We start from the raw sequence: 12,951 nt of genomic DNA on the forward strand, positions 1-12,951 counted from the left end.
GGATTTCGTAATGGCTGAAAATCAAGTGGGTATGGAAGAAGAGCCGGAAATTATTTATATTGCCGATGACGAGGGCAACGAGGAAGAGTTCGAGGTCATTATGAAGTTTGAGGTAGATGGTTCCGAAGCGAAGTACATGATGGTTGCGCCAGTGGACCCTGAAGCTGATGAGTCCGATGTGTACGCCTTCCGTTACGAGGAAGAAGGCGATGATATTAAATTGTTTGTGATCCAAGACGATGCCGAATGGGAAATCGTCGAAGAGACCTTTAATACATTCGTAGAAGAAGAGGAAGAGGAAGAGGAAGACGGGAAATGACGAGCTATTCACGTGAAGACCTGAGTTGGACCTCTGATTTGAAGGAAACGTTCGACGGCGATGTAGAGTTGCAGGATGAACAGGGCCATGCGATTCGCATGGAATTGGAAGCAGAGTTCAAGGTAGGAGAGCAACGGTACGCCGTATTGCGTAGACCCGGGGCTGCTGTTGGCGAACATGAACTTTACCATGTAAGCTCATCCACAGACGGCGAAATCTCTATCACCACCATTGAAGATGATGATGAGTGGGAAGATATTTCCGAACTGTACGATGAATGTACGTTGCCGGAAGAACTGTAAGTCTGGATAGCGATGAGATCAAACCTGAAAGGGCGGACCAGTCCGCCCTTTTTGGCTGTGAAGGAGTTGGGTGGATGTGAAGCGAAGGACGAGGATGTTTACGTTGTTGCTACTGCTTATCATTATAGCAGGAGGGGTAGCCCTCTATATTTGGAATGCCATGCAGCCTGTTCAGCCCCAAACACAACCCGTTGCTTTTACGGTGGTGCAGGGAACAGGAACATCGGCAATCGCAGATACGCTGGAGCAAAAGGGACTTATACGTAATGCGCTCGTGTTTAAGGCTTATGTAAAATTCAAACAGCAAGGAAGCGCATTTCAGGCCGGAAAATATGAGGCGCAGCCTGGCGCAACCTTTGATCAGTTGATTACTAAGTTATCGGCTGGAGATGTTGTCAAAGAGGAAATGATTCGTTTTACAATCCCGGAAGGTTTTACGATTAGACAGATGGCTGATAAGCTGCAAAAGGAAGGACTGGCAGACCGGCAGCAATTTTTGCAGCTGGCCAACGATCCGTCCGCTTTTGACGTCGCGCTGGTGCGGGACATTCCAAAGCAGGCGGGGCTTCGCTATGCGCTGGAGGGCTACCTTTTCCCGGAAACCTATGAGCTGAAAAAGGGCAGCACGGCCAAAGATATGATACAGGTGATGCTAGAACAGACACAAAAGCGGTTGGAGACTGTTTCCGATCTGGATGCCAAGCTGAAACAGCGGGGTGAAACGCTGCATCAACTGCTGACGGTTGCTTCTTTGGTAGAGCGCGAGGTGGTTGTGGAAGATGAGCGGTCTGTAGTAGCTGGCGTCATTTATAACCGGCTCAAACAGGGTAAGAAGCTGGAAATTGATGCTACGGTTCAATATATGCTGGACAAGCAAAAAGAACGGCTGTATTACAAGGATTTGGCTGTGGAAAGCCCTTATAATACGTATTTGCATCTGGGACTTCCACCAGGGCCGATTGCAAGTCCCAGTCTGAACTCAGTGATAGCGGCTTTACAGCCGAAAGCTACAGATTATTTATTTTATGTGACCAAAAAAGACGGGACACATGAACATTTGTTTGCCAAAACGTATAAAGAACATTTGCATAACATTCAGGTAAGTAACCGTAAGACAAATTAGGAGGTGAGCCTATGGCTTACAAACCCGAACTACTGGCAACTGCCAGCTCTCCGGAGGATGCCCGCCATATGCTGGGGGCTGGAGCTACTGCATTACTTATTGGAGATGACCGCTTTGGAATGCGACTGCCGGGACATTTTACACCGGACCAAATCCGTGAAGTGGTAGAAGAAGCACGCAAGCATGCGGCGCAGGTATATGTATCTATGACGAATTTGATGACGAACGAGCTATTGCCGCTCATTCCCGAATATGTGCAGACCCTAGCTGGATGCGGCATAGACGCCATTGAGTTTAATGATCCCGCAGTGCTTATGGCCGTGAAGGAGTATGCCCCGCATCTGAAGCTGTTCTGGAACGGTGAGATGATCTCTACCAACTTCGCAACCGCCAACTATTGGGGTGAAAAGGGGGCTTCCCGGGTCATTTTGGCTCGTGAGCTGAGTATGGATGAAATTACCGAAATGATACCAAAGTTGAACATAGAAGCACAGGTTCAGGTACATGGCATGACTAATATTTATCACTCCAAGCGTAAGCTTGTTCAAAGTTATATGCTGCACCAGGGACGTAATGTAGAAGGGGATTTGGGTAGAGGACGCGGCTTGTTTCTGATTGAAGCAGAGCGGAAAGAAGAGAAGTTCCCTATTTACGAGGATATAAATGGGACACATATTATGAGTTCAGATGATTTTTGCATCATGGAGGACCTGCATATTCTAATGGAGGCGGGCGTGCATAGCTTTAAGATCGAGGGCTTATTGAAGCCTACGGCTTACAATGAGGCGGTTGTTCGTGCTTATCGTAAAGCAATAGATAGTTATACAGCCGACCCAGATGCTTACGCTTATGATGAAAGCTGGCTGGATGAAGTTCGCCGTCTTCAAGATCCTGAACGGGAACTTTCCTTCGGATTTTTCTATAAAGAGCAGGTTTATTAATTTTAAAATGAATTTACAGAGGGGGGAACGTCATGGGGACGATAACCAAAGCGAGAAAATATATAGGTAAACGGAATCGTTTGGACAAGCCGGAGCTGTTGGCTCCTGCCGGAAATCTGGAAAAACTGAAGTTTGCCGTTCACTATGGCGCGGATGCTGTATATATTGGTGGACAAAAATATGGTCTGCGTTCTAACGCCGATAATTTCAGTTTTGAGGAAATGCGCGAAGGTGTAGAATTTGCGAACAAGTATGGTGCTAAAGTGCTTGTGGCCACCAATATCTATGCCCACAATGAAGATATTGCCGGAATTGAGGAGTACTTGCGCAATCTGTACGAGGCGGGAATTCATGCCGTTATCGTCGCTGATCCGGCTATTGTATCCGTGGCATTGCGCGCTGTTCCTGGATTGGAAGTGCATTTGAGCACACAGCAGTCCACGCTGAACTGGCAAGCGGTAAAGTTTTGGAAAAACGAGGGGTTACCGCGTGTGGTACTTGGACGTGAGACCAGTCTGGAGGAAATCGAAGAAATTAAAAAGCATGTGGACATCGAAATCGAGGCTTTTGTCCATGGTGCGATGTGCTCTTCATTTTCCGGCCGCTGCGTGTTGTCCAATCACTTTACAGACCGTGATTCCAATCGTGGGGGATGTTGTCAGTCTTGCCGCTGGAAATACGATCTGTTTGAGGATGCCCGCCCAGGTGAGGTTTGGATATCTGAAGAAGAGGCACAGGTTAGCAATGCACTGAAACAGTTCCAGCTCGGTGTTAACCAGCTTCCATTGTTTGAAGAGAGTGATAATGCTTTTTCTATGGGTTCCAAGGATCTATGTATGATTGAAAATGTTCCTGATCTGATTGATGTAGGTGTAGACAGTTTTAAAGTAGAGGGACGGATGAAGTCTATCCACTATGTGGCAACGGTCGTGAATGTCTATCGCCAAGCGATTGATTCCTATATGGCTGATCCTGAAAATTATGTGCTCAAACCAGAATGGATTGAAGAAATTAACAAGGCAGCTAATCGTCCGCTGAATACAGGGTTTTTCTACGATACACCGGATCATGAGGATCATATTTATGAGCCGGAAGAAAAGGCAGTCCCTTATGATTTTGCTGGACTAGTCATGGACTACGATGCCGCGAGTGGGATCGCAACTATTCAACAACGGAACCATTTTAAACCCGGTCATGAAATTGAATTTTTCGGTCCGAACGGAACATTCTTCAAACAAACGGTCGGAACGATCTGGGATGAGGAAGGCAACGAGTTGGATGCTGCTCGTCACCCGCTTCAACGAATTAGAATGAAGGTAGATCAGCCCGTATCGTATTTTGATATGATGCGTAAAAAGAAATAAATAAGCCTTAAGTCACAGATGAAAGAATCAAAAGCCTCTCCTATCGGTTGGAGAGGCCTTTTTTTGAATAGTTTTCTAGGAAAAAAGTTTCACAAAATTTAGTCGATGCTCAAAGGAAAGCTACATTCCTTGTCGAATAGTTCCGATAGAAGTTATATAGATAATAGATACATAATGGATGACGTGGAATTAGAAACTAATTATATGGTGGTAGGTGAGAGGAATGGGTTTACGGAAAAAAGAGGGGAATACAGTAAAAAGGCAACCCAAGAAAACGGATCAAATGCAGGGTTTGAAAGGCAGTAAAGCAACGAATAAAGGGGAACAAACGGTTGCGATGTCTTCGAAGGTTGCGCCCTGGTTAGCTAAGGCGATTCGTAAGGGTACACACAATTTAAAGCGTTTACTTAAGCCAGAAAGGTACAGTAAAGATTTCATGCATTTGGTCAAAAACTATAATCCGATACGTTCGGTTGGAATGAAGTTGTTTCTGATCTTTTTTGCGGCAATTATGTTATTTGTGGTCAGCTTGGGGATGCTCTCATACTACAAGGCTAAAAGTACGATTGAGCAAAATGCAGCAACGGCTTATCAGCAGACCGTTCAGCAAACTTCAGAAAAGCTTGACATTATTCTAGAGCGCTTTCAAGACACATCGACACAGGTATTTTTTGATACTGAATTAAGTGATCAGTTGCAAAAGGCTGTAAAGCAAGATAAAAATCCCTTTGCATCTTTTGTTGCTATGGGCGAAGTAAACAAGAAATTAACGAATATTGCTTTTACGAATAAAGCGATTGATTCATTGTATTTGTACCCGGAAGAAACCAAGTTTGCTGCTATGGGCACTGGAACACAAAAAGATGTACGGCAGGAAGCATGGTTTAAGGATATTTTGAAAAACAAGGGAATTGTTTGGTTACCTACACAGGTGAATGACAATGGCAGCAAGACCTTTCGCCTAGCACGCTCCATGAACAGTATGTCTGGGTTGGGAGGGACTTACGTTCTGGTTATGGATTTAAAGTCCAGTGCGGTGGAGGACGAGTTGAAAGGTGTTAATTTGGGCTCAGGCAGTATGATTAGCCTTGTGACAGACAAGGGTGAGTTTGTAGGTTCTAACAATGAGAGCTTGGCAGGAGGAAAGACAAAGCTGGATTACGTTTCCAAGCTTGAAGGGATTGAAGGAAATCAAATTATGGAGCAGGTTGCAGATGGCAAAGAGCAAAATGTGCTTACAGTTCATAATACGCTGGGAACTTCCAAATGGATTCTCGTGGGTGTAGTACCTGTATCTGAGCTGGTGAGAGACGCTAAGGGGATTCTAACCACGACCTGGATATTTGCTGCAGTGGCTACACTCATTGCATTGTTCATTGGCCTGTGGATCGTGCGCCTCGTGGCTCGTCCATTGACACACCTGAAGGATTTAATGGTCGAAGGCGCCAAAGGCAACTTGCAAATTCGAACGAACTATAAGGCTCAGGATGAAATTGGGCAGTTGTCAGAAAGCTTTGATATCATGATGGAGCAAATTACATTGCTGGTAGAGCAGACGAATGCCTCAGCTCAGGAGGTTCTGAAAACAGCGACGGAACTAGGCGATGCCTCGAAGAAGACAGCCATTTCAGCCAAAGAAATAGCAGCAGCAACGGAAGAAATTGCTCATGGCGCCGCCAGTTTGGCAACAGAGGCCGAACGTGGCAGCGGACTAACCGGGAATATATCTCAGCAAATGGATACGGTTATGGCTTCCAATCATGAAATGAGTCTGGTCGCACAAGAAGTTGAACAATCCAGTGAACAAGGGACAGTTCAACTGAAAAATCTATTGAGCAAGACTAAGGTTACGGAAGAAACTACGCATGCTCTGGTAGGCAAAGTAGATGAACTGAAGAAGACAACTTCCGATGTCTTTAAGGTGCTGGACGTATTACAGGATATTGCTAAACAAACGAACATTCTGTCACTGAATGCGACGATTGAAGCAGCACGAGCGGGGACGGCTGGGCGTGGTTTTATGGTGGTAGCCAATGAGGTTCGGCAGCTGGCTGAACAATCACGTCAAGCTATTCGCACAGCTACGGGTATTACTAATAACATCGTCAATGAGATGAATGAAACGGTACAGGCGTTATCTGAGGTGTACCCGCTGTTCCGGGAGCAGATGGGAGCCGTGCAGGAAACAACGGACATTTTCCAATCGGTGCAGCAGCAAATGGGAGAGTTCGCGCTTCGGTTGGGAACGGTCACCGCCTCCATTCATCATCTGAGTGAATCACAGACCACATTGTCCGAGGCAATGACCAATGTAAGTGCAGTAGCTGAGCAATCCTCGGCCACTTCACAGGAAGTCGCTTCACTCAGCACTGAACAGGCCAATATTGGTAATCAACTGGTAGGTTTGTCGGATAAACTGGAAGGAGTATCAGTGAACTTGAAGGAACAGCTTTCGCGGTTTACGGTGTAGATATAACTAAACCATGGGAATCAGGATTGTCACTGATCTCCGTGGTTAACCCATTCAACGTTAAAAGTTGAGTGGGTTTTCTTTTTCAACTACAGGACATACTACTGGAAAAAAGATGAAAGAAGGATGGGTGTGCCGAGACGTGGTAGCAGTTTCATACGAAAACGTCGAATTGCATATATGGCCTTGGGGGTGATGGCGCTACTGCTGATTTTATTATTCCGACTGGCTTGGCTTCAGGGGACAGCGGGCATTCATATGTCCGTTTATGGGGGGCATTCGCTTAAGGAAATGTCAGCACGTCAGCGACAGGAGGGCATTTCTATCGACTCTGGACGTGGACAGTTTACGGACCGGCATGGGCGACCCTTGACTGGCGGAGTAGTATGGACGCCAGTACTTTTTCCCGATGTAGATGGCAAAGCGGCTTTACATGGCGAAGAACTGGCCGAGCTACTGCGTACGAATAAGAAGCAACTACTGACACGATGGAAAGGGCTGCAATCCCCGCTCATATGGCGAGATGGGCGCGGAGAGCCCGTACAAATCAATCCGCATGAAGCAGGCAAGCTGCTGAAGTTAGCCCCTTCGCTTATTGAGCTTGTACCTTATGCGAAACGTTACAGGGATTTCCCCAATGGCAGGCAATGGCTTGGCTTTTTGTATGAACGTGCCGACCGAGCGAGTGAACTGCCGATGGGGGCAGCCGGGCTGGAAAGAACGCTGGAGCCGCTACTGAGCGGCGTCGGTGAAACGTTCGTCTCCCGATTTGTAGATGCGCAGCGTCGTCCATTGGCTCATGTACCGCTGCGTGTCAGTGCTCCATCCAATGGTCACTATCCATTACAGGTACAGACTACAATTGATCTACCTATACAGGAACAGATTGAAAAGCTGACGGAATCTAGTCATTTGGCAGAAGGGGCGGTGGTAGTGCTCGATGCAGGCAACGCGGATGTACTGGCGATGGTGTCTCGCCCTTTTTATAATCCCGGTCATGTTGATCCCCAGAAAAAAACAGACTGGTCTAATCGTGCACTTAAGGCGATAACGCCTGGTTCCATTTTTAAGTTGGTTACGGCTGCTGCTGCACTTGAATCAGGTGTTGTCCAACCGCAGGAACAATTCCATTGTCATGGAACTTATGGCAAGTACGGTTTGGCTTGCTGGAAAAAAGAAGGACACGGTACCCTGAACCTGGAGGAAGGGCTTGCCGTATCCTGTAATAGTGTGTTCGCTCATCTCGGCGAACGGCTTAATCCTGAGCAAATTCAGGCCACAGCCTCTGCACTGGGATTGGTCCGAACTGTGGGCTGGCAGGAGCGGAATCTTGCAGGACTACCTCAATTCAGACCGCTGGATCACGAAGAAAAGGGAGCCGTATTCGGCCCCCATACGAACGCGTCTGATCCGGGCGTACGTGTACAGACAGCTATCGGCCAACGTGATGTGCTGGTGACGCCTCTCCAAGCTGCCAATCTCATCGTCACCTTGCTGCATGATGGTCAAGTACATGCACCACGCGTCGTCAAACGCATCAGTTATGCAGATGGTAGCACCTTACTGGAACTACCTACTCACGCTGCACCTTCACCTGAGGGTAGCCGCTTGATTCATACATCGACGGCTCGCACGCTTCGTGAAGCAATGGAAAAGGTTGTGACACAGGGGACTGGTGCCTCGTTGCGTAATAAATCATGGAATCTGGCCGGCAAATCAGGTACGGCCCAAGCTTTGAAGAACGGTCAACCTATAAATCACCAGTGGTTTATAGGTTATGGTCCGATAGAGCGGCCTCGTTATGCGGTCGCCGTCCTTGTGCAAAATGCTTTAACAGATTCTACAAATCAAGCTACAGCACTGTTTGGTCAAGTGATGGATCTGTTAGCTCAATCCTCTTGAGTACCACGAGTAGCTTCACGATCCTCCTCCTGTATTTTAACGATAAACGGAGGCTCGTCAAATTCCTCTGTCGGAAACCGAATCCATTGCTGCAGATAGCCTTGCTGCCACAATTCCTTGAGCAAAATGATCAGAATGGGGGATAGGATTAATCCGGCCAGTCCAAAGATGGACAACGATATAATGGCAAAGGAAAGCATCAGATAGGCAGATGAAACACCGATGGAATTACCAGTGATTTTAGGCTCTGCCAGCTGACGAACGATAACCGTGACAGCCATGACAATAAGCAGGCCTACTGCCAGGCCGGTATTGCCTGTGATGAACAGATACACGGCCCACGGAATAAAAATAACAGGTACACCCAACAGGGGCAGGATATCGAACAAAGCTGCCACGAGCGCCAATGAGAGGGCATTATCCACTTGCAAAATGAGTAAACCTATAAATACGAGAACAAAGGTAATCCCCACCAGTAGAGCTTGAGCCTTGAGAAAAGCGGAGATAGCTTTAAGTACGTGGTTTTTCAGAAAAAGATAAGCAGTTTTTAGTGTCTTGGGTGTTTTACTACGGGCAATGCTCTTCCAAAGATTAATTTCCATACTTAAAAAGAACGCTAAAATGATTGCAATGGCAAAGTTGCCCATAAAAACAGTGAAAGAACTGAGGAACTGTATGAAAAAGGATAAGCCTAGCTGTGCCCATTTCGTAGCAATGGTGGTGGCAGTCGCAAAATATTCATTCACACGTTCGGTAACACCCGGAGGTAAAGCAGCGATTTTATCTTGAGAAAGATGAAGATACCGCGTGAATTCCGCTTGGATAATCTGAGTATACTGTGGGAGGTTTTGCGCGACTTTCGTAAATTGCGTAACCAGAATCAGACCCAATCCGAAAAAAATAGCAAGTAAAAGGATAATAAACAGCAATACGGAGAGTGCGGAGGCAAAAGGTTTTTTCATTCCTTTTCGATGAAAATAACGGGCAGCAGGTTCAATGCACCAGAACACGACGAACGAAAGGAACACAGGTGCGGCAAGTTGATACAGTTTGCTGGATACGAACATAATTAAATACACGGTTAATACGATCAAACCGATATCAAAAACGGTACGCCAATATTTTTTGTACAATGGAAGCATATGGATACAACGACTCCTTTTAGATTTTTATTTATTGTACACTAAATTGGACCTCAATGCTGACCGTATGAAGTAGCGAAATCTCGGCATGTTTACGTCATTGTGATAACATATAAGTAAGTGAGTTTTCCTCAGGAAGCCTGCTTGGGGAGTTCAGAATAGAAAAGTGGGGATAAAACGTGCAGACTTTGCTGTTATGGATGTTTTACATTTCAACTTTTTATGCTTTTATTCCGGCGCTGGTTAGTCGTATATTTGGTTTCCGGGTGTTCAGGCGCGGCAAAAGTGAACAAGAATATGCGCTCACCTTTGATGATGGCCCTGATCCAGTGTATACATCGCAGCTGCTTGATTTACTGAAGCGTTTTGATGCCAAAGCTACTTTTTTTGTTGTTGGGATAAATGCAGAAAAACACCCTGAGCTTCTGAAACGCATGCATGATGAAGGTCATCTAATCGGTATTCATAATTATGTGCACAAATCGAATTGGCTTATGCGGCCTGTTACTGTTAGAAGACAAATTGCCCAGACAGAGTCAGTCATTCGTCGAGTAACTGGCGAGGGAACGACCTTTTATCGCCCACCTTGGGGGATAGTGAACTTCTTTGATATTTCCAACACCAATGGTCGTCGAATCGTATTATGGTCTTCCATGTTCGGGGACTGGAAGGCAAGCATTGGAGCGAAACAATTGGCAGAGAGAATGCTTAAAAAGCTAAGGGGTGGCGAGGTGATGCTGCTCCATGACTGTGGTACGACATTGGGGGCAGACGCGGAAGCGCCACAGAATATGCTAATCGCACTGGAGAAGCTACTGAGGGTCGCCCAAGAACGACAATTACGCAGCGTGCGGGTGGATACATTGTTTTGCCGTCAGTCTGTCAATCAACCTACTGCCTCCGAGATGTCCAGTATGGGTTGGTATAAAAGAACGCTGGTATTTGGATGGCTTCAGTATGAGCGTCTATTTCATGTTTTGTTTCGTCTTCGTCCCGTAAGTCAGGAGGATACGATCTTTTATTATCGTCGCCGTATCTATCATGGGCCAAATGTAAATATGGAGAACAGCAGGTGGCTAAAAAAAGGGGACCCGGTAATCGAACTTCATTTTGATAATAAAAAGTTGTTCCAATTGGGTTCGACGGCAAAGTCGATGGTACATCTAGCTATTCAATTAATTCGGATTGTAAAAAAACAACTTCCTGATCTGACCCAACGCATTGTACATGATTCTGAAATGAAAGGTGTAAAGGCGATCTATGCAGTAAGTATGATTCATCGGGGACCAGAGAAGTTGGGATTTCAAGTTCGAGAGCTTCCCAAAGGATTGTTTAAGCATGTGTCCACTGTATATCTTAAGCTGTTATTTCGTGTTATCCATCCTTCGGGCTTAGAGAAATTGAGTGAAAAAAAAGATGTAATGGTACCGAAAATAATTGTGATGCCACTGGATACCTTGTTTGAACGTTTTCATCAGGGAGACTCACACCGCTCAAACGAAGCTCTTGAGCAAGCAGCTCAGAGAGATGATGTCCATGCACTCAACAGCGAGCTGACTGAATAGGCTAACCCTGATGACCTAATAAAAAAGCCTCTCGATCCTTTGTTAGGGATCGAGAGGCTTTTTAGCCGTTCATAAAGTAGTCCTATCTTAGCAAAGCATTTAGATTTTCATAATTCCGCCGTTACTTGCGTTCGTCACCAGCTTGGAATAACGCGCCAGGTAACCCGTTTTCACCTTCGGCTCAAAGCCTTTCCAGTTGGCGCGACGACGTTCGAATTCTTCGTCCGTAATCTGGAGCTCAATCTTACGATTGTTCAAGTCCAGCTCGATGATATCGCCGTCCTCAACAAAAGCGATAGGTCCGCCTTCTGCAGCTTCGGGGGAAATATGACCGATGGAGATACCACGGGAAGCACCTGAGAAACGCCCGTCTGTAATCAGACCCACCTTGGCACCAAGCCCCATGCCCACGATTTGTGAAGTTGGAGCGAGCATTTCAGGCATACCAGGTCCGCCCTTTGGACCTTCATAACGAATAACAACAACGTGTCCTTCATTAATTTTACCGTTGGCGATACCTGCCAGTGCATCTTCCTGTGAATCAAAGCAGATAGCAGGACCCTTGTGATAGCCACCAACCGAAGCATCAACTGCACCGACTTTAATGATGGAGCCTTGCGGTGCCAGATTACCGAATAATACAGCCAGACCGCCGCGTTCGGAATAAGGGTTGTCCAGTTTGTGGATGACGTTAGTGTCCAGAATTTCCTGACCCTCTACGTTTTCACGAATGGTTTTTCCGGTTACAGTAATACAGTCTCCATGCAGTGCGCCCGGTTTCTTCAACAATTCATTCAACACTGCGCTTACGCCGCCTGCATTATGAACATCCTCAATATGATAGTCGGAAGCAGGTGCCAATTTGGACAAATGAGGTACGCGGTTTGCGACTTCATTAATACGTTCGATAGGGTAGTCAACTTCTGCTTCATGGGCAAGTGCCAATGTATGCAATACTGTATTCGTGGAACCGCCCATTGCCATATCCAATGCAAATGCATTATCAATAGCTTCTTTAGTCACGATATCACGTGGTTTAAGATCCAGCTTAATCAATTCCATCAATTGGCGTGCAGATTGTTTAACGAATTCTTTACGTTCTTCTGCTACTGCAAGAATGGTGCCGTTACCCGGCATAGCCAGACCCATCGCTTCTGCGAGACAGTTCATGGAATTCGCTGTGAACATCCCTGAACAGGAGCCACATGTCGGACAGCCATATTGTTCTAATTCAAGCAAGCTTTGATCATCGATTTTACCAGCCTGATATGCACCTACGCCTTCGAAGACGGAGGTCAGGGAAATAGAGCGTCCGTTCTTGTCTTTACCAGCTTTCATAGGGCCGCCGCTGACGAAAATAGTTGGAATGTTAACGCGCAATGCGCCCATCATCATGCCAGGGGTAATTTTATCACAGTTAGGAATACAAACCATGCCGTCAAACCAGTGAGCGGACACGACAGTTTCCAGAGAGTCAGCTATAATTTCGCGACTGGGCAGAGAATAACGCATACCGATGTGGCCCATGGCAATGCCGTCGTCTACACCGATGGTGTTAAACTCGAAAGGTACACCGCCTGCGTCACGAATGGCTTGCTTGACAATTTTGCCAAACTCCTGCAAATGGACGTGGCCTGGTACGATATCAATATACGAGTTACATACCGCAATAAACGGTTTGTCAAAATCTTCTTCCTTGACACCCGCTGCGCGCAGCAAGCTGCGGTGAGGAGCGCGATCAAAGCCTTTTTTAATCATATCGGAACGCATTTTCGTCTTAGCTGTCATGATGCTGGTTTCCCCCCAAAGTATAAAAATAGTAT

General features: G+C 46.3%; 10 protein-coding genes. 8 read left to right on the top strand and 2 right to left on the bottom strand.

All coding sequences use genetic code 11. The features are described 5' to 3' along the window. Positions 1-10 precede the first annotated feature (10 nt). From ACEN8J_RS03685 to ACEN8J_RS03715, 7 genes are all read left to right on the top strand, one after another. Positions 11-319: a DUF1292 domain-containing protein gene (locus tag ACEN8J_RS03685; protein WP_241113411.1), complete on the top strand. Its 309-nt coding sequence runs from the start codon at positions 11-13 to the stop codon at positions 317-319. Further along, positions 316-621, top strand: coding sequence for a DUF1292 domain-containing protein (locus tag ACEN8J_RS03690; protein ID WP_013311522.1), 306 nt, complete (start codon positions 316-318; stop codon positions 619-621). Before ACEN8J_RS03685 ends, ACEN8J_RS03690 begins: the two co-directional genes overlap by 4 nt. 94 nt (positions 622-715) lie before the next feature. After that, on the top strand, positions 716-1,744 hold the full coding sequence (mltG, locus tag ACEN8J_RS03695) for an endolytic transglycosylase MltG (RefSeq protein WP_069012469.1): 1,029 nt from the start codon (positions 716-718) through the stop codon (positions 1,742-1,744). Positions 1,745-1,755: 11 nt separating this feature from the next. Beyond that, on the top strand, positions 1,756-2,685 hold the full coding sequence (locus ACEN8J_RS03700) for a peptidase U32 family protein (protein WP_318627537.1): 930 nt from the start codon (positions 1,756-1,758) through the stop codon (positions 2,683-2,685). Between the two features lie 32 nt (positions 2,686-2,717). Further along, positions 2,718-4,049 (top strand): peptidase U32 family protein, encoded by a 1,332-nt coding sequence (locus ACEN8J_RS03705; protein ID WP_069012471.1) that lies wholly within the window; start codon positions 2,718-2,720, stop codon positions 4,047-4,049. 223 nt (positions 4,050-4,272) lie between these two features. Next, entirely contained in the window at positions 4,273-6,519 is a 2,247-nt protein-coding gene (locus ACEN8J_RS03710; RefSeq protein ID WP_495594240.1) for a methyl-accepting chemotaxis protein, read from the top strand. Between the two features lie 126 nt (positions 6,520-6,645). Continuing rightward, positions 6,646-8,421, top strand: coding sequence for a peptidoglycan D,D-transpeptidase FtsI family protein (locus ACEN8J_RS03715; protein ID WP_495594241.1), 1,776 nt, complete (start codon positions 6,646-6,648; stop codon positions 8,419-8,421). Here ACEN8J_RS03715 and ACEN8J_RS03720 read toward each other — a convergent pair. Next, on the bottom strand, positions 8,409-9,563 hold the full coding sequence (locus ACEN8J_RS03720) for an AI-2E family transporter (protein WP_069012474.1): 1,155 nt from the start codon (positions 9,561-9,563) through the stop codon (positions 8,409-8,411). The two genes, ACEN8J_RS03715 and ACEN8J_RS03720, sit on opposite strands and share 13 nt — an antisense overlap. Before the next feature lie 179 nt (positions 9,564-9,742). Here ACEN8J_RS03720 and ACEN8J_RS03725 point away from each other — a divergent pair, with 179 nt between their 5' ends. Beyond that, positions 9,743-11,128 carry a polysaccharide deacetylase family protein gene (locus ACEN8J_RS03725; RefSeq protein ID WP_449292374.1) on the top strand — a complete coding sequence of 462 codons (1,386 nt, stop codon included), beginning with the start codon at positions 9,743-9,745 and terminating at the stop codon, positions 11,126-11,128. A 99-nt stretch (positions 11,129-11,227) separates the two neighbouring features. Here the strand turns inward: ACEN8J_RS03725 and ilvD are convergent, their stop codons facing one another. Then, on the bottom strand, positions 11,228-12,916 hold the full coding sequence (gene ilvD / locus ACEN8J_RS03730) for a dihydroxy-acid dehydratase (protein ID WP_341039864.1): 1,689 nt from the start codon (positions 12,914-12,916) through the stop codon (positions 11,228-11,230). Between the last annotated feature and the right edge of the window lie 35 nt (positions 12,917-12,951).

It is taken from the genome of Paenibacillus sp. Paensp38, from assembly GCF_059491915.1.

Coding starts and splice junctions, on each gene's coding strand:
- ACEN8J_RS03700 (WP_318627537.1), top strand. CDS start 1,756: ATGGCTTACAAACCCGAACTACTGGCAACTGCCAGCTCTCCGGAGGAT.
- ACEN8J_RS03685 (WP_241113411.1), top strand. CDS start 11: ATGGCTGAAAATCAAGTGGGTATGGAAGAAGAGCCGGAAATTATTTAT.
- ACEN8J_RS03690 (WP_013311522.1), top strand. CDS start 316: ATGACGAGCTATTCACGTGAAGACCTGAGTTGGACCTCTGATTTGAAG.
- ACEN8J_RS03720 (WP_069012474.1), bottom strand. CDS start 9,563: ATGCTTCCATTGTACAAAAAATATTGGCGTACCGTTTTTGATATCGGT.
- ACEN8J_RS03715 (WP_495594241.1), top strand. CDS start 6,646: ATGGGTGTGCCGAGACGTGGTAGCAGTTTCATACGAAAACGTCGAATT.
- ACEN8J_RS03705 (WP_069012471.1), top strand. CDS start 2,718: ATGGGGACGATAACCAAAGCGAGAAAATATATAGGTAAACGGAATCGT.
- ACEN8J_RS03710 (WP_495594240.1), top strand. CDS start 4,273: ATGGGTTTACGGAAAAAAGAGGGGAATACAGTAAAAAGGCAACCCAAG.
- mltG (WP_069012469.1), top strand. CDS start 716: ATGTTTACGTTGTTGCTACTGCTTATCATTATAGCAGGAGGGGTAGCC.
- ilvD (WP_341039864.1), bottom strand. CDS start 12,916: ATGACAGCTAAGACGAAAATGCGTTCCGATATGATTAAAAAAGGCTTT.